Source organism: Streptomyces sp. NPDC051218, from assembly GCF_044455475.1.
GTDB lineage: Bacteria > Actinomycetota > Actinomycetes > Streptomycetales > Streptomycetaceae > Streptomyces.
This window is the reverse complement of sequence record NZ_JBITEU010000013.1, coordinates 52273-69321: the sequence shown is the minus strand read 5'-3', so window position 1 is coordinate 69321 and position 17049 is coordinate 52273. Positions and strand designations below refer to the sequence as shown.

15 protein-coding genes are annotated in these 17049 nt (G+C 70.1%); 3 read left to right on the top strand and 12 right to left on the bottom strand.

The features are described from left to right. Positions 1 to 10: 10 nt before the first annotated feature. From ACIBCK_RS33835 to ACIBCK_RS33810, 6 genes are all read right to left on the bottom strand, one after another. Complete coding sequence (locus ACIBCK_RS33835; RefSeq protein ID WP_399396476.1) at positions 11 to 1018, bottom strand: DUF5914 domain-containing protein; 1008 nt, start codon at positions 1016 to 1018, stop codon at positions 11 to 13. Next, positions 1015 to 2007, bottom strand: coding sequence for a phytoene/squalene synthase family protein (locus tag ACIBCK_RS33830; protein WP_399396474.1), 993 nt, complete (start codon positions 2005 to 2007; stop codon positions 1015 to 1017). Before ACIBCK_RS33830 ends, ACIBCK_RS33835 begins: the two co-directional genes overlap by 4 nt. After that, complete coding sequence (locus tag ACIBCK_RS33825) at positions 1994 to 3490, bottom strand: phytoene desaturase (protein WP_399396473.1); 1497 nt, start codon at positions 3488 to 3490, stop codon at positions 1994 to 1996. The genes ACIBCK_RS33830 and ACIBCK_RS33825 overlap by 14 nt, the downstream gene beginning before the upstream one ends. Further along, positions 3487 to 4629 carry a polyprenyl synthetase family protein gene (locus tag ACIBCK_RS33820; protein ID WP_399396471.1) on the bottom strand — a complete coding sequence of 381 codons (1143 nt, stop codon included), beginning with the start codon at positions 4627 to 4629 and terminating at the stop codon, positions 3487 to 3489. The genes ACIBCK_RS33825 and ACIBCK_RS33820 overlap by 4 nt, the downstream gene beginning before the upstream one ends. Positions 4630 to 4764: 135 nt before the next feature. Continuing rightward, positions 4765 to 6261, bottom strand: coding sequence for a cryptochrome/photolyase family protein (locus tag ACIBCK_RS33815; RefSeq protein WP_399396470.1), 1497 nt, complete (start codon positions 6259 to 6261; stop codon positions 4765 to 4767). Positions 6262 to 6274: 13 nt separating this feature from the next. Then, entirely contained in the window at positions 6275 to 7648 is a 1374-nt protein-coding gene (locus ACIBCK_RS33810; protein WP_399396468.1) for a cryptochrome/photolyase family protein, read from the bottom strand. 253 nt (positions 7649 to 7901) lie between these two features. On the opposite strand from ACIBCK_RS33810, the gene ACIBCK_RS33805 reads away from it, so the two are divergent. Continuing rightward, positions 7902 to 8483, top strand: coding sequence for a fasciclin domain-containing protein (locus ACIBCK_RS33805; protein ID WP_399396467.1), 582 nt, complete (start codon positions 7902 to 7904; stop codon positions 8481 to 8483). Positions 8484 to 8573: 90 nt separating this feature from the next. On the opposite strand, the gene ACIBCK_RS33800 is transcribed toward ACIBCK_RS33805, so the two are convergent. The 3 genes from ACIBCK_RS33800 to sigK all read right to left on the bottom strand — a co-directional run bounded on the left by ACIBCK_RS33800 (position 8574) and on the right by sigK (position 10745). Then, positions 8574 to 9233, bottom strand: a complete 660-nt coding sequence (locus ACIBCK_RS33800; protein WP_399396465.1) for a fasciclin domain-containing protein — start codon at positions 9231 to 9233, stop codon at positions 8574 to 8576. A gap of 166 nt (positions 9234 to 9399) precedes the next feature. After that, complete coding sequence (locus tag ACIBCK_RS33795; protein ID WP_399396463.1) at positions 9400 to 10164, bottom strand: anti-sigma factor; 765 nt, start codon at positions 10162 to 10164, stop codon at positions 9400 to 9402. Then, positions 10161 to 10745 (bottom strand): ECF RNA polymerase sigma factor SigK, encoded by a 585-nt coding sequence (gene sigK, locus ACIBCK_RS33790; protein ID WP_399396461.1) that lies wholly within the window; start codon positions 10743 to 10745, stop codon positions 10161 to 10163. Before sigK ends, ACIBCK_RS33795 begins: the two co-directional genes overlap by 4 nt. Before the next feature lie 272 nt (positions 10746 to 11017). Between sigK and ACIBCK_RS33785 the strand changes: the two genes are divergently transcribed. Together ACIBCK_RS33785 and ACIBCK_RS33780 are read left to right on the top strand one after the other, a co-directional pair. Continuing rightward, positions 11018 to 12634 carry a sulfite oxidase gene (locus ACIBCK_RS33785; RefSeq protein ID WP_399396458.1) on the top strand — a complete coding sequence of 539 codons (1617 nt, stop codon included), beginning with the start codon at positions 11018 to 11020 and terminating at the stop codon, positions 12632 to 12634. Positions 12635 to 12818: 184 nt separating this feature from the next. After that, positions 12819 to 12998, top strand: a complete 180-nt coding sequence (locus ACIBCK_RS33780; protein ID WP_399396456.1) for a hypothetical protein — start codon at positions 12819 to 12821, stop codon at positions 12996 to 12998. Between the two features lie 138 nt (positions 12999 to 13136). Here ACIBCK_RS33780 and ACIBCK_RS33775 read toward each other — a convergent pair whose 3' ends face one another. The 3 genes from ACIBCK_RS33775 to ACIBCK_RS33765 form a co-directional block, all read right to left on the bottom strand. Continuing rightward, the gene (locus tag ACIBCK_RS33775) at positions 13137 to 14684 is read right to left on the bottom strand and encodes a sulfatase (RefSeq protein WP_399396455.1); all 1548 of its coding nucleotides are present in this window, start codon (positions 14682 to 14684) and stop codon (positions 13137 to 13139) included. A gap of 101 nt (positions 14685 to 14785) precedes the next feature. Continuing rightward, positions 14786 to 16213, bottom strand: a complete 1428-nt coding sequence (locus ACIBCK_RS33770; RefSeq protein ID WP_399396453.1) for a sensor histidine kinase — start codon at positions 16211 to 16213, stop codon at positions 14786 to 14788. After that, on the bottom strand, positions 16210 to 16962 hold the full coding sequence (locus ACIBCK_RS33765; RefSeq protein ID WP_399396451.1) for a response regulator transcription factor: 753 nt from the start codon (positions 16960 to 16962) through the stop codon (positions 16210 to 16212). Before ACIBCK_RS33765 ends, ACIBCK_RS33770 begins: the two co-directional genes overlap by 4 nt. Positions 16963 to 17049 lie beyond the last annotated feature (87 nt).

The window sequence follows — 17049 nt, the reverse complement described above, 5'->3', positions numbered from 1 at the left end:
GCGGCTGCCCTCACCCGGGGAAACGCCCCGAACTGCGCAGCGTCCAGCGCCGCTCGGCGTAGGCGAGATCGTCGCGCCACAGGCGTGCGGCCGTGGCACGCATCAGGGGCCGCAGCGCGGGCGCCGCTGCCCGTGCCACAGCGAACCCCCGCCGGTCCGACGTGGCGACGACCGCCTCCACCACAGCCGTCCGCGGCTGCCGGTCGGCCTCGGCCGTCAGTGGCGTGGCATGGGTCTCCACCACGGACGTGGACCCCTCGCCCTCGGTGATGTGCATGACGACCGTACGCGGCTCAGGAGCGGTGAACTCCACCCGGACCGGCACCACGAGACGGCTCGTCACCCGGAACGAGACATCGACGACGAAGGCGTCGTCCTGATCGCCCTGCGGCGCGCGCGCCACGGTCAGATCCACGAACGAGTACGGATGGAACCAGGAGCCGTGCCAGGGGTCGAGCCGGTTGGCGATGACGTCCTGCGGTTCGCACCGTCCGACCGTCGTGAACACCGCGTCCACCCCGCTGTCCGCCCTGGGCCGCACGGGAAGCACGGGGTACTCGGTCGGTTCCTCGCCGCCGACGGAGTCCAGCCGTACCCACACCAGGACCCCGTCGTCGTGCGCCGGGTACGGTTCCCAGCCCGCGAACGACCCGCCGTCCAGGGCGAGTCCGTGCCAGTGGCACACCAGCGTGCCGCACACCACCCGGCTCTCACGCAGCGGCGCACCGAGGTGCGGGCAGGCTCCGGGGCCCGCGTGCAGCCGGCCCGTGTCCGACCGCCACAGCACCACCTCGACCCCGCCGACCGTCCTGCCGTAGGGCCGTCCACCGGCACGCACGTCCCGCGAGGTGCCGACCACGAACCAGTTGCCGGAGGGGCGGGCCGACGCCCGCTTGAGCGCGTCGGCGATCAGTGCCGGGCGTGCGTCCCGCCAAGTCGGCTCCTGTGCGGCCCAGTTGAACCGTCGGCGGCGCCGCAACGGCGGCGTCCAGCGCGGCCGTTCCGCTCGGTCACTCACTGCGCGGGCCCTTTCGTCCGGGAGGTGGCGCTCAGCGGCGGTGCCTGGTCCGAGGTGCGGACGCGCCACCGCGCGGCGGCGCAGCGGAGGACTCCGGCGGCGGCCGTCGTCGCCCGCCGGCCGCGCGACACCACCGCACGACGTTGCAGCACGGTGTATTCCTGCTCCGCGATCGCGTCGAGGATGCCGCCGTACAGGGTGAACGCGGCGCGGATGCACGGGCGCACCCGCGGGTCGAGCATCGCGATGCCCGGTTCCGCGTGCCGGTACACCTCTCGCGTCATGGCTTCGGCGGCGACGAGCGCGGCGCGGATGCGCGGGTCACGGCGCCCCGTGCGGCGGCTCCACTCCAGCAGCGGCCGGTCCACGCCGTGCGCGGCCAGCAGATCCGCCGGCAGATAGACGCGCCCCCGGTCGAGGTCCTCACCCACATCCCGCAGGAAGTTGGTCAGTTGGAAGGCCACACCGAGGGCCGCCGCGTGCGGCGCCGCTTCCTCGCGTGCGACGACCGTCCCGAGTACGGGAAGCATCTGCAGCCCGATCACCGCCGCCGAGCCGTGCATATAGGCCCGCAGGTCTGCGTAGGTCGCGTAGTCCGTCACCTGTAGGTCGCTGCGCATCGAGACCAGAAAGTCGGCGAACAGCGCGTGCTCGATGCTGTAGCGCTCGGCGGTGTCGGCGACCGCCCGGACGACGGGCTCGTCGCCGCCGCCGGTGCGCAGCCCGTGCGCGAGGTCGCTCTCCAGGCACCGCAGCAGCCGGTCGCGCTCCTCGGCCGTCCGGTGCCGGTCCAGATCGTCCACGATGTCGTCCGCCCAGCGGGCGAAGCCGTACAACGCGTGCACGGCCGTGCGCCGTTCGACGGGGAGGAGGCGGGTGGCCAGGAAGTACGTCCTGCCGTGGCGGGCGTTGAGCTGTCGGCACCGGGCGTAGGCGGCGCGCAGATCGGGGTCGGTGATCCCGGCGGCGTCCAGTTCACGACGGGTCATGGACGCCTCCGGTGACGCGGTCGGCGGCGAGTTTGCCGCTGATGAGGACCGTCGGCACGCCGACCCCCGGGGTGGTGCCGCAGCCCGCGAGGACCACGTTCTCCAGGTCCCGTACGAGATTGCGCGGGCGGAACGGGCCGGTCTGGGCGAAGGTGTGGGAGACCGAGAACGGGCTGCCGGCCGCGTGTCCCTGCGCCGACCAGTCCAGCGGGGTCACCAGCTGCTGCTCCTGGATGCTGTCCGCGAACCCGTCAAGGCCGCGCCGCTCCAGCTCGGCGACGAGGCTGTCGCGGTAACGGGGGCCCAGGTCGCGCCAGGCGGTGGCCGATGGACCGACGGTGGTGTTGGGGCAGGGGGCCAGTACGTAGTGCAGGTGCCCGCCCGGAGGAGCCAGACCGGGATCGTGTGTCGTCGGCCGGGTGATCAGCAGGGACGGGTCGCTCATCAGCCGCCCCGAACGCGTCAGTTCGTCGAACGTGCCCTCCCAGGCCGCGCCGAAGGACAGGGTGTGGTGGGCGAGGCCGGGCCAGGTGCGGTCCGTCCCGGCGTGCAGGACGACGGCGGACGGCGAGTGCCGCAGGCGTACGGGGCGCCGCGGGGCACGGCCGAGCAGCCGGTGCGCGGTGGGCAACTCGCAGGTCAGCACCACCGCGTCGCACGAAATCCGTTCTCCCGAGGCCAGCCGCACGGCACTCACCCGCCCGGACGAGCGTTCCAGCGAGGTCACTTCGGCCGACCAGCGGAACTCGGCACCCGCGTGCGCCGCCGCGTTCGCCATCCCGCGTGGCAGGGCGTGCATCCCGCCCTTGGGGAACCACACACCGGCGACGGTGTCCATGTAGGCGATCACCGCGTACGCCGCGAGAGCCCTGGCCGGAGCGACTCCCGCGTACAGGGCCTGGAAGGAGAAGACCCGGCGCAGGCGGGCGTCGGAGAGGAACCGGCCGATCTTCCTGTCGAGCCGGCCGAAGCCGCCGAGGGCCGCCAGTCGGGCCAGATCCGGGTGCAGCAGCTGGAAGGGCGAGTCGAAGTTCGTGTCGATGAAGCGCCGCATCTGGGCCTTGTACAGCTGCTCGAGCCAGCTCCGCAGACCGCGGTAACCGGCCGCCTCCTTCGGCCCGGCGAAGCGCCTGACCTCGTCCTCCATCGCCTCGCCCTCGGTGTGTACGTCGAGTGCCGATCCGTCCGCGTAGGCGGCGCGGTAGGCGGGGTGGAGGGCCGTCAGCTCGACGTGGTCGGAAAGGCTGTCGCCGACAGCTGCGAAGGCTTCGTCGGCCAGGTGGGGCATGGTGAGCACGGTGGGGCCCGTGTCGATCTGGAATCCGCCCAGTCGCACACGGCCGGCCCGGCCGCCGGGGCCCGAGTCCCGCTCCACGACCGTCACTTGGCGACCTGCGCCCAGCAGATGCAGGGCGCAGGCGAGCCCCGACAGCCCGGCGCCCACCACGACGACGTGATCCGTGGGCCCCGGCAGTGTCCTCACGCGGCCTCCCCGGTGTCCTTCAGGGAGACGCCGGAGGCCCGTTCGACCAGCGCGGCGAACTCACGTCGTACGAAAGGCTCCGCGCCGGTCCGGTCGAAGTGCCGCACACTCGTCGCCGCCAACTCCGCGATCTTCGACTCCACGACGGTCCGTGCCCCGGTCCGCTCCAGTGCCGTCCGCATCCGGTGCACGGCGGCGTCGGTGGGGACGGGCGCGGTCGGGGCCAGGGCTTCGGCTGCTTCCTTGTCGTGACAGGCGGCGGCCAGTTCGAGGCCGGCCGCGAGCAGGTAGGTGACCTTGCGCGTCCGGAGGTCGTCGTCGGCCGGTTTGCCCGTCACCGCCGGGTCCCCGAAGGCGCCCAGGAGGTCGTCGCGGAACTGGAACGCGAGTCCCGCGCACTGTCCGGCGGCGCGCAACGCTTCCAGGGTGGTTGCCTCGCCACCCTGCAGGGACGCACCGAGCGCCAGCGGCCTCGCGACCGTGTACAGGGCGCTCTTGAGCGTGGCGATGCTCACCGCCTCGTCGACTCCGGTCGCGCCGGTGGCCTGCGCGTGGAGGTCCCGGTACTGCCCGGCGACCATTTCGCGGCGCATGGCCTGCCACTCGCGGTGCAGCCGGACGCCGTACGGCGAGTCGAGAGCCGTCTCGGTCAGCAGATCGTCGGCCCAGGCCAGGGCGAGGTCGCCGGCGAGCACCGCTGCGGACGTCGCGAACGCCTGGGGCGCTCCCGCCATCCGCGCGGCGCGGTGCATGCGGGCGAAGTCCACGTGCACCGCGGGCGCGCCGCGGCGTAGCAGCGATTCGTCCATCACGTCGTCGTGTATGAGAGCGCATGCCTGGACGAGTTCCAGGGCCGCGCCCGTGCGCAGGAGCGCTGTGGCGTCCCCCCTGCCGCCCGCAGCCCGCCACCCGCACCAGGCGAACGCCGTACGCAGCCGTTTCCCGCCACGCCAGACGAACGCGGTGACCCGGCCCGCGACGTCGCGGGCGAAGACGGGATCCACGTCGTGGGCCCGGCACAGCCCTTCGCTGAGTGCACGCCCGAGTTCCGCCTCGACGGCCCGGATGGCGTCGCGGGCCGAGAGCGGACCGTCGACCGACCTGTCCGGTTCGGTCTCGGTGGACCGCAATCCCAGCATGCACAACCCCTTCTCACTCTCGGTCACCTGCACACCAGTGCTTCTGGCGATCGCCCTTGTGTGGATGCGCTGATTCCTGCCCGCTACGGGGCTGCCGCTGACCGAGCTCACTTCACTGGCCCAGTGGCGCGGGCGTCATGGAGCCGCGTCACCTCGCGCGCTCTCCTCCCGGCGGACCTGTGCGAGGTCGGTGATCTGTTCCAACTGGCGCACCGGCCGGGAGGTGCGGTGGTTGTGGCCGAGCAGTTGCCGGTGCCGGTCCAGGAACGTCCAGTAGCCGGCGGTGTAGGGGCAGGCCTGCTCGCCCGTCCGGTCGCCCGGCCGATACCGGCACGGTGCGCACAAGTCGCTCATGCGGTTCACGTACGCCCCGCCCGACGTGTAGGGCTTGGTCGTCATCCGGCCGCCGTCGGCGTACTGGGACATGCCGACGACGTTGGGGACCATGACCCAGTCGTATCCGTCCACGAAGCAGCGGTGGAACCAGTCCGTGACCGCGGCGGGATCCCAGCCCCGCTGGAGGGCGTAGCTGCCGAGAACCATCAGCCGGGGGATGTGGTGGGTCCATCCCGTGTCCCGCACCTGGGCCAGGACCGTGTGCAGGCAGCGCGCCTCCACCGCGTCCGCGTCCAGGTCGTTCCACCAGTCGGGCAGCCCGGCGGTGTGCCGAAGGACGTTGGAGTCGCGGTACTCCTCGCCGAAGTACCAGTAGAGCTGCCACACGTACTCGCGCCAGCCCGCGATCTGGCGGACGAATCCCTCCACGCTGCCCAGCGGCGCCCGGCCGGCGCGCCACTGCGCCTCCGCCCCCTCGACGCATTCGGCGGGGTCGAGCAGGCCGAGGTTGAGTGAGGACGACAGCAGGCTGTGGCTCATGACCGGGTCGGCGGCGAGCATGGCGTCCTCGTGCGGTCCGAACGTACCGAGCCGGTGTGCGAGGAAGCGTTTGAGTGCCGCTCGTGCCTCGGCTCGGGTCGCGGGGAACAGACGTGGGCCGTCGCGTCCGACGAAGGACACGTCCCCGTCCTTCTCCCAGCGATCGAGGTCGTGGCGGACCTCGTCGTCGATCTCGTCCTCGCGCGGCCGGTACGGCGCCGCGACCGGCAGGGTTTCCGAGCCGCGTGGCGGCGGCTGCCGGTTGTCGTGGTCGAAGTTCCACCGGCCGCCGGCCGGGGCGTCGCCCTCCATCAGCAGGTCGTGTCCCCGGCGGACCCACCGATAGAAGTCCTCCTGCCGCAGCCGCTTGCCGCCGTGCCCGTCGGCCCATGCCGCGAAGTCGTCCATCGGCACCAGGAAGCCCCGCGCCGGGCCCGTCGTGACCTGGGGAAGCGAGCGCAGAAGCCGAACGGCGGCGTACGAGGTCGGGTGGTGGACGGTGACCGGGTGGCTGCCCGCCGTCCGCTCCAGTGCTTCCCGGTAGCTGTCGGCACGGACATAGGTCAGCCGGTCACCGAGCTCGGCCGCCCGGTGGCGCATGGCGGACAGCACCAGATGAGCCTTGGCCCGGTGGAAACGCCGACGCCGGAACACAGAACGGGCCTCGATCATCAGCAGCGGGGTGTTGCGACCGGGGCCGCCGTCACCGCCGTTGCTGAAATGCGGGCCGAGTTGGTCACCGAAGAGCCAGTGCATGACGCGTCTCTTCTCAGTCGCGACCGCGGGCTTCCTTGAAGCGTGCGAGTCCGTCGGCGAGGTCGATCAGCGGTTCCGGGTAGTCGAGGTGGGCGCGTCGGCTCTCGGGGAGCCGCCAGGGCTCGTGCACCACCCGGGCCTCCAGGTCCCCCAGTTCGGGCACCCACCGGCGGACGTAGGCTCCCTGCGGATCGAAGCGTTTGCCCTGCACCACCGGATTGAGGACGCGGTGGGGCCGGGTGTCGGTGCCGGTTCCCGCGACCCACTGCCAGTTGAGCTGGTTGTTGGTGATGTCGCCGTCGACCAGCAGGTCGAGGAAGTGCCGGGCGCCGATCCGCCAGTCCACGTACAGCGTCTTGGTCAGGAAGCTCGCCGTCAGGAGGCGGGCGCGGTTGTGCATCCAGCCCTCGTGCCGCAGTTGACGCATCCCCGCGTCGACGAGCGGATAGCCCGTACGCCCCTCGCGCCACGCGGCGATGTCCTTGGCCGCGTCGTCCTCGCCGCGCCAACGGTCGTGCCGGGTGCGGTAGTCCTGGACGGACGCCTCGGGCCTCGATGCCAGCACCTGGTGGTGGAAGTCGCGCCAGCACAGCTGACGGACGAACGCCTCCGCACCAGGACCGCCGTGCTTCCGGGCGCGCTGGACGAGTTCGACCGGTGACAGGGCCCCGAAGTGCAAGTACGGCGAGAGCCGAGAGGTCGCGTCGCCCGCCAGGTCGTCGTGCCGATCCGCATAGGTCGCAAGGCCCGAACGCTTCCAACGCGAGAACAACGCGCGCCCCGCCTCCTCGCCCCCGCGGGGAATGCCCGGCGAGATGTCGGACCCGGTGCCGCGGGACGGCAGCCGATCGCCGCGGATGGCGTCGGGAACGCGCACGGTGCGCGGCGCCGGGCAGGTCTCCCTCAGTCGTACGCCCGACCAGCGGCGGAGGTAGGGGGTGAACACGGCGTAGTGGTCAGTGCCGGTCGGGGTCAGGGCTCCGGGGGCGACAGCGGTGATCACACTGTCATGGACGCGCAGTTTTACGCCGCGTGCGCCAAGACAGTCCCGCAGCCGCTCCTCCCGCAGGTGGGCGTACTGGGTGACACCCGCCGCCATGTGCACTTCCTCGGCCCCGCACTCCGCGGCGACCCCGGCGACCTCCTGGGCGACCGGCCCTGTGCGCACGACCAGGCGGCCACCACGCCGGCGCAACGAGGCGTCGAGGTCGGCCAGACATTCGGCGAGGAAGGCGCTGCGATTGGGCGCGTCGAAGCCGGCCGCGTGCACACCGGGGTCGCGCACGAAGAGCGGCACCACCTCGTCGGCCCCCGCCAGTGCGGCACGCATCGGCGGATGGTCGTGCAGACGCAGATCCGAGGTGAACAGGACGACCGCGACGGTCATGTCGTCACTCCTGGGGGAAGTCTTCGGGCGGCTCGGGCCGCCCGCGTGACTACTTCATGCGGATGTGGCCTGGTGGATGCACGGAGAGACCATAGCTCCCAAATATGTGTTTTGCTCCAAAAAGCTCATGAAAGGGAATCCGGTGCATCGGGTGGCTCCGAATTACTCATGCAACGGGCGTAACGCGGCACCACACCGGCTGTCCCGGCCGGTGTTCCTGCGCCCCCGATCCCTCATCGAGGAGGGCATTGCCATGAGTGTCCACCACCTCCGTCGAACGGCCGTCGCGGTCGTCGCGGGACTGGCCCTGCCGGTCTCACTGGGGCTTCTCGCCCCCATGGCTCACGCCGGTGACATGACCGAGCCCTTCGGTCCGGCGTGTTCCACCGTCCCCAAGGACGGCGCGGGCAGCTTCAGCGGTATGGCCGACGACCCGGTCGCCACCGCCGCGTCCAACAACCCGGCCCTGTCCACGCTCGTGTCCGCCGTCAAGAAGGCGGGCCTGGTGGACACGCTGAACAACGCCAAGGACATCACCGTGTTCGCGCCGACCAACGACGCCTTCGCGAAGATCCCGAAGGCCGATCTGGACAAGGTCCTTAACGACAAGGCGCAGCTCACCAAGATCCTCACCTACCACGTGGTGGGCGAGAAGCTCGCCCCGGATCAGCTGACCAAGGGATCGTTCAAGACCATGGAGGGCAGCAACCTCACCACCTCGGGCTCCGGTGAGTCGTACAAGGTGAACGACTCCGCCAAGGTCGTGTGCGGCAACGTCAAGACGTCCAACGCGACCGTCTACATCATCGACTCGGTCCTCATGCCGACGATGTGACGGTCTGTCAGCACAGCGGCATTGTGGGGGAGTTCCTCGACCTCGCGGCTTCAAGGCCGCGAGGTCGAAGACTTTCGGGCGACCCGGGCCTCACATCTTGGGCATGAGAACGGTGTCGATGATGTGGACGTTGGCGTTGGCGGTCTTCACGTTGCCGCACACCACGTTGGCGCTGTCGTTGACCTTGTAGGACTCGCCGGAGCCTGCCGTGGTCAGCTTGGACTTCTCCAGCGTCTCGTAGGAGCCGCTCTCCAGGTCCTTGGGGGCGAGCTTCTGGCCCACGACGTGGTAGGTCAGGACCTTGGTGAGCATGGCCTTGTCGTTGAGGACCTTGTCCAGATCGGCCTTCGGGATCTTCGCGAACGCGTCGTTGGTCGGCGCGAACACGGTGATGTTCTCGGCGGTGTTGAGTGTGTCGACCAGGCCCGCCTTCTTGACCGCGGTCACCAGGGTGGACAGCTCGGGGTTGTTGGACGCGGCCGTGGCGACCGGGTCCTTGGCCATCCCGTCGAAGCTGCCCTTGCCGTCCTTGGGCACAGACGCACACGCCGAACCGAACGGCTTGTCACCGGCCATGTCACCCGAGGAGCCTTCGCTCGCTTCGTCGGACTTCTTGGACTCGCTCGCCGCCGTGCTGTCGTCCGCCTTGTCCTTGCTGTCATCGCCGGAACACGCGGCCAGCGACAGGGGCAGGAGCGCGGCGGCGGCCACGGCGATGGCGGTGCGGCGGATGCGAAGGGTGGTGCTCATGAGTGTTCTCCTTGCGGGGATGGGCGTAAGAGCTGCGTACGTCGGGGGGCCGAGCTGTGTCCCCCCGCTCACACCTGTCATTCGGAGCCGTGTGCTGGACGGCTTGGTCAGTGACCCGGTGCGATTTCCTGGCCCCGTACGAATTTCCTCGGCCCGGACGAACAGCTCAGGCAGCGAACTCGATCAGACCGACCGGTGGCAGGGTCGGAGTCCTGGATCCGCCCGCAGGCTCGACGGTGAGGCCCATCCCCGTGGCCCCTTGCAGCGTGCCGTCCATGAGGACGGTCTGATCGCCGCTCCTCGACTCGAGCAGGCCTGCCGCGCGCATCGTCCCCCGGTCGTTGAACCACATCTCGTACACCTTGTCCCCGGGCGGCGCGTCGAGCCCTGAGACGGTGAAGACCGCGCGGTTCTGGCTCTTAGAGGTCACGACGACACCCCGCGCCCCATCGGAGAGCGCCGCGGCCCGTGTCTTCGCGTCCGGCGCGGCAAGAACCGCGGCGACCTGATCCGCCTGCGCCCGTGCCTGGCTCGCCTGTTCGCGAGCGTCCCGCGCTTCCTGATGCTGCCAGGTGGCCACTCCGCCGAGCGCGGCGGCAGCCAGACACGCGGCCAGCGTCCAACGGCCCGCGCCACCCGCCCATCGGCGGCTCCTGCCCAGCCACCCTGTCGAGCCTTGAACCTCGGAGGGCCGCGAGGCGTGCGCGGGCTCCTGGGGCACCTGGGCGATCCGGTCGAGGACCGATTGCTTCAGGGCGGGCGGCGGAGCGGCGGGCGCGGTGAGCTGCGCCGCCGTGGCCAGGAACTCCGCTACTTCCTGCCGACACGGCCCGCAGGAGTCCAGGTGCGTCTCGAAGGCGTCGACCTCGTCCGGGGGCAACGCGTGCAGGGCGTAGGCGGCGGCGAGGGTGTGCGGGTCGATGACGCTCATGCCAAGCCTCCGAGACAGTTGCGCAGCCGAATGAGCCCGTCCCGCATGCGTGTCTTGACCGTGCCCAGGGAAGCGGAGAGGCGCTGAGCCACCTCGCGGTAGGTCAGTCCCTCGTAATACGCCAAGGTGATCGATTCACGCTGTACCTCGGTCAACGACTGCAGGCACCGCCGTACTTCCTCGCGCTCCAGGCGCGTTTCGACCTCGGCCTCGGTCACGTCGAACGCGGGCATGCGCTCGCGCAGGGCGACCACCTCCTCGCGCGCGGAGGCCGCGGTCACCGAGCGGACGCGGTCCACGGCCCGGCGGTGGGCCATGGTCAGCACCCAGGTCAGCACGGTCCCTCGCTCGGGCCGGTAGCGGTCGGCGTGCCGCCAGACCTCCACCAGCACTTCCTGTGTCACTTCCTCGGACTGCGCCGTATCGCGCAGAACCGCGCGCACGATCCCGAAGGCGGGCCCGGACACAGCGTCGTACAGCTGCGAGAACGCCTGCTGATCGCCGTCCGTGACCCGCTTCATCAACGCCGGCAGATCGGGCTCGCCCGCAGGAATGCCACCGATGAACACCGCTTGTCTCATGCCTCCCCATCATGGCCCCACGCGAACGGCAGCCGATGCCGTGCGCCGCGCCCGCGCGGAGCGACGTGTGCCGAGCCTCTCTACCAGTGATTCGTAGCCGACGGGCGGACGGATGGGTCTCGGTTTCCTGGTCGAAGGGTGAGGGGGCGGCCGGCGGCCTCCTCATTCCTCCAAATGAGGGAGGGCAACCAATCCGTACAGGGGCGCGGGTACGGATAGCGGGTGTGAAAGACGAGCTGAGAACATCACGGCGCCGGACTGCGTGGCGCCTTATGGGGCTGGGCGCACTGAGCGGACTGCTGGCGGCCTACGCCGCACTGGCGGTCGCCGAGTTGGTGTCCGCCGCGGTGCGACCCGAGTCCGGGCCGGTGGTGGCGGTCGGCGGGGCGGCGATCGACCGTACGCCGTCATCGGTCAAGGACTGGGCGATCAGAGAGTTCGGGACGAACGACAAACTCATCCTGCAACTGGGCATTCTCGGCGTCCTCACCCTGTTCGCGCTCGTCCTCGGTGTCGTGGCTGTCCGGTACCGCCGCAGCGGTTCGGCCGGTGTGCTGCTGTTCGGCGTCGTGGGCGCGCTCGCGGCGACGAGCCGCCCCGACTCCACGAGCGTCATGGACGGGCTGCCCTCCGTGGTGGGCGCGGTGGCGGGAGCGGGGCTCCTCTACTGGCTCGTGGGCCGGCTGCGGTCGCCCCGACCCGCAGCGGCCCCCGCCGCAGGGATGGCGCGGGAGAAGGACGAGGCGGACGGGCCCGTGGACGAGCCCGGCCAGCCTGCTCGGCAATCTGCTCGGCAGCCTGGTTGGGACCGTCGGGGGTTCGTCATCGCCGCGACGGCGGCAGCGGCCGCGTCGACCGGCGCGGGTCTGCTGGGCCGGTCCCTGAACGGCTCGCAGGGGAAGAACGCCGTCGAGGCCCGCAGCCAGGTGACCCTGCCGGCCCCCGCCTCCGCGGCCGCTCCGGTGCCCAAGGGCGCCGCGCTGCGCGTCCGGGGCATCAGCTCGTTCATGACGCCCAACGACGACTTCTACCGAGTCGACACCGCGCTGGTGGTACCCAAGGTCGATGCCAACACCTGGGAGCTGCGCATCCACGGCAAGGGCGTGACGCGGGAGCTCACCCTTACCTTCGACGATCTGCTGCGGATGGAACTGGTCGAACGCAACATCACGCTCGCCTGTGTGTCGAACGAGGTCGGAGGCCCGTACGTGGGCAACGCCCGGTGGATCGGCGTACGCCTGGCCGACCTTCTGAAGCGCTGTGGTGTGAAGCCGCCCTCGCGAGGCGGCCCCGCGGATCAGCTCGTGGCGCGGTCGGTGGACGGCATGACGATCGGCACCCCGGTCGAGGACGTGATGGACGGTCGTGACGCGTTGCTGGCGCTCGGCATGAACGGGCAGCCGTTGCCGTTCGAGCACGGCTTTCCGGTGCGGATGATCGTGCCGGGGCTCTACGGATACGTGTCCGCCTGCAAGTGGATCAAGGACATCGAGCTCACCACGTTCGACGACTACGACTCGTACTGGGTGAAGAGGGACTGGGCGCGCGAGGCGCCGATCAAGACCCAGTCGCGTATCGACACCCCCAAACCGTTCGCCCGTCCAGAGGCGGGGACCGTGATGGTCGCCGGAGTCGCCTGGGCCCAGCATCGCGGAATCCGGAAAGTGGAGGTCCGTGTCGACGACGGGCCATGGCAGGTCGCCGATCTGGCCGCCGAGGACACGCGGGACACCTGGCGCCAGTGGTCCTTCCCCTGGAAGGCCACCTCCGGAGGCCATACCCTCACCGTCCGTGCCACCGACGGGACGGGCGAGACACAGACGGAGAAGCGCACCCGCCCCATCCCCGACGGAGCCAGCGGCTGGCACTCGGTGGTCGTCACCGTCTGAGGACGACGGCGGCTCGGTTATCCCCGCCAGCACTGGGCACCCATCCGTCCCCGCGGCGACTTTCATCGTTCTGCTCATCGACGGCACCGCTTTCGAGTCCGCCCCGCGGCAATGGCCGGACTATCCGTGCCCCGCCTCTGCCACAGCCGAAAAGGGCGTCCATCCAACGGACTTCACCGAGTCGGTGCGGCCCTACGCAGGCGCAGGGCCGCACTTGGTGACGTCGGACAACTCCTTGTTGGTGGACCGGATGCCGTCCCGCTGGAAGGTGCCGCCCCGGCGGGACGCCACCACGTCCGAGCTGGTCGTGTGCGCCTACGAGAAGGACACCGGTGAGAGGGTCGAGGACTGCCGCTACCACTAATCCCCCCTCCTAAGACATCGACCAGGAGGATGTGATCGCCGAACTCCGGCCCTATGTCGAAGGGCCGGTCAGGAAGGGAAACGGGTAACTCCGGTAGGTGACGGGGAAGTCCGACAGGTGTCAGGCCTTCACAGGCCTTCAGGCGCCGTCGAGTTGAGCCGCCTTCTTGCACTCTTCGGTGCCGTCGCAGGTCTTGAGCCGGGCTAGGGCGCCGTGCAGCTGCTCGCGGCGTTCCTCTGACAGAGCGTCGGCGGTGTTCTTCAACTGCATCGGGTCGGCCTTGAGATCGTAGTACTCCCGTTCCCCGGTGGCGTATTCGACGTACAGTTCGTCGGGGGTCCTGATCGCCTCATAGGTGGGCGGGTTTCCGGCCTTCTCCGGTCCCGCGTCCGGGTCGTGTTTTTTCTTGGACGCGGAACGGCGGTGTTCGATGAGCACGGCTTCTCGCCCGTCCTCCGCCGGCTTTCCTCGCAGCAGGTCGGCGAAGCTCTGTCCATCGGTGTCGGCATCCGGTGTGACTCCGGCGAGGTCGAGGAAGGTGGGGTTCAGGTCGGTGTTCTGCGTGAGAGCGTCGACCTCTGCGCCCGCCTGCACCCCCGGCCCGGTGACGGTCATCGGCACCTTGATGTCGGTGTCGTAGGCGGTCTGCTTTCCCGGTCGCAGGCGGTGCTCACCCAGGTGGAAGCCATTGTCGGAGCTGAACATGAAGTAGGTGTTGTCGGCCATGCCCTTGGCCTTGAGCTGGTCCTGAAGCCGTCCGATCATCGTGTCGATGGCCTGCACGGAGCGCACCCTCTTGGCGAAGTTCTGGTCGATCTTCCGCTGCTCCTTCTCGCTGAGCGGAGCAAGCTCACGCTGCCACTGCGGGGCGTCTTCGGTGGCGCGGTCGTACGCCTCCGTGCGGGGCGCCTTCAGATGGGGAAAGGAGTCCGCGTCGCGCGGGGCCGGTGTGGCGGGCCCGTGCGGGGTGAAGGGCGAGAGCTGGAGCATGAACGGCTTCTGCTCCTTCGCCGAGGCATCGATGAAGGAGCCTGCCTTGTCGGAGATCACGTCCGTCAAATAGTCCTCCGGGTCTTTCCCGTAGTGGCGGACCGTGCCGTTCTCATTGAGGTCGTAGTTGAACTCCGGGTAGCCATTGCCGGCGACAGCCCACTCGTCCCAGCCCGGCGGGACGTACCCCTTTGAACCGTTTTTCTTCTCCGCCGGCTGGTAGCCGTTGAGGTATTTGCCCATGAAGCCGGTCCGGTATCCGGCGTCCTGCATCTTCGGGGCGTAGCAGCGTTTCTCGTTGCCGTTCTTCGTGAACGCGCCGTAACCGCCGTCATCTCCGGTGTTGGTGAACACCCCGGTGTTGTGGGGGAAGTCGCCGGTGAGGGTGGTGGAGCGGGAGGGGCAGCACAGCGAGTCGGTGACGAAGAAGTTGGAGAGGCTGGCGCCCTCCTGCTGCATCTTGCGGACGTGCGGCATGTACTGCACCAGATTCGATGACAAATCATCGGTGAGCACGTACACGATGTTCGGCTTCGAACTGTCCTGCTGGTTCGAACTGTCCTGCTGAGAGGCGGACTTGTTCGTGGACGTCTTTGACGAACCGGATTCCGCGCCGCTGGAACAGGAGGACATCAGGACGGCCAACACTGCACACCATACGGCGAGCAGTATGGGGCGACGTCGTGCACCCGTCATGAGCATCACCTCCGCGAGTAGGGGTCGAGAACGCCCCGGAGGCTAGTGGCCCACTTTGTGGGATTCTTGTGACGCGCGGCGGCCCGCGGCCGACCCGCCGGCTACCCCTCCCGGGTCCCCGCGGCAGCGAACTGGATCTCGGCGCGTGTTCCGCGGCCGTCGGGGACCTCGTCGAGTCGCAGGGCCGCTTCGTGCAGAGTCGCCTGCTGCGCCACGAGGGCGAGCCCGAGACCATGCCCGTCGCTGTCGGGCGCACGATGAAACCGTTCGAGGACCGTCTGCCGCAGGTGGGGTGCGATGCCCGGCCCGCTGTCGTCGACCCGCAGCACCACGACGCCCCGTGCGGCACACAGGGAGACCGTGACGCGCGCCTGCCGACTGTCCGGATCACGGCCGTGGCTCAGGGCGTTCGCGAGCAGGTTGTCGACCAGGGTGCGCAGTCCGTGCTCCCAGCCACGGATGACGCATGCTCCGGTCGGCAGGTCCAGGCGCAGGTCCGCTTCCGGGCGACGGCGCCTCGCGTCCTCGGCGGCGGCTTCGACGATGTCCGCCATGTCCACGGGAACCATGGCTTCGTGGCTTGCCAGCTCTCCTCGGCCGAGCTCCCGCAGCATGACCAGCAGACCCAGCATCCGGTCGTGTTCATGGCGCAGGTCATCGATGATCTCGCGGAGTTCGCCGGGCTCCAGCCCCTCCCATTCGGCGAGCACATCCAGATTCGTGCGCATGCTGGTCATAGGGGTGCGCAGTTCGTGACCGGCCGTGGAGGCGAAGGACCGCGCTGTCTCCAATGCACTGCGGGCGCGCAGTACTTGCTCGTCGTAGCGGGCGAGCACTGTGGTGAGGGTGCCGGCCAGTTCGTCCACCTCACTGACCCCTGTGGGCGCGTGCTCGAGCCGCGCCGGGCCGACCGCCGGATCAAGGCCACCGGCCTGACGCTGAAGCAGACGCAGCGGGCGGCTGGCCCGGGACGCCGCGAGCCAGGCCAGCAGGGCCGAGAGCGGTGCCGCGCCCAGCGCCACCCATACGACGCGGCTGCGGACCGAATCGAGTTGTTCACGTCCGGCGCTGTCCGACGCGAACAGCCACAGCCGCCCGTGCACGCCGGGGTGCGAGCCGTCGATCTCACGCACCAGAACCCGCCAGCTGTCACTGCGGTCGCCGCCTGCCGACGTGCTCGCCTCGACGGTGACCGGTCCCGTCGCCGCGGTCGGCAGCTCCGTGCCCGCGGGTGGCTGCGGCCCACCGGCGACCACTCCTGACGGCCCTTCGACACGCACACCCACGTCGAGGGCCGCACCGAACATGGCGCGCTCGCGCTGCTGGGCGATGACCGGCTTGCCGTCCGCCGTGACGCGCAGCATCCGACGGGCGTCCTCGACGACGCTCGCCGCCCGCTTGCGCAGGTGCGCGTCCTGCTCCGTATGCAGGTCGCGCGCGATGAGCAGGAACAACGACCACCCGCACAGCACCACGAGAAGCGGCACTCCGAGACCGGCGATCAGGGTGATGCGCGTAGCGAGCCTCACCCGGTGCCCGCCCGGTCGTCACGGAGTACGAAGCCGACACCGCGCACGGTGTGCAGCAGCCGGGGCCGTCCCCGGGCCTCCGTCTTGCGCCGCAGGTAACTCACGAACGTATCCACCACATCGGTACGTACGGCGACGTCGTACCCCCACACTCTGCTCAGCAACTGGTCACGGCTCAGCACGAGACCGGCGTTCCGGGCCATCACTTCGAGCAAGGCGTACTCACGCCGGGTCAGGTCCAGGGCATGGTCGTCCAGCACCGCACGGTGCGCGGCCGGGTCGAGCACCAGCCCGCCCACCCGCACCGTGTGCGCGCCTCTCGCGTCACGTTCACGCGCCCCGGCGCTGCGGCGCAGGAGTGCGTCGAGGCGCAACACGAGTTCCCGCAGGGCAAAGGGCTTGACCACGTAGTCGTCCGCCCCCGCCTGGAGGCCGGCGATACGGTCCTCGGTCTCGTCCAGCGCCGAGAGCATCAGGAGCGGTACGTCGTTGCCCTCTTCGCGCATCCTGTGGCACACCTCGATGCCGCTGACGTCGGGCAGCGACACGTCGAGGACCACGGCGTCCACGCTCTTCCCGCCGAGGATCTCCAGGGCCTCGGCCCCTCGGCCGGTGAGCTCGACGTGGAAACCATGCACGCGCAGCCCTCTGCCGAGCGACTTCAGGATGGCCGCGTCGTCGTCCACCACCAGGACCCGCCGCAGGCACGCTCCATCGCCGGAACCCCTGCTCGTGGCCGCAGCCGGCATGCACCCTCCCGCCCCAGGCACTCGCGTCACCGAGAAGCCTAGCCTCCGCATCCGACGGGCCCCTGGTGCGGGTTGAAGGCCGAGAAC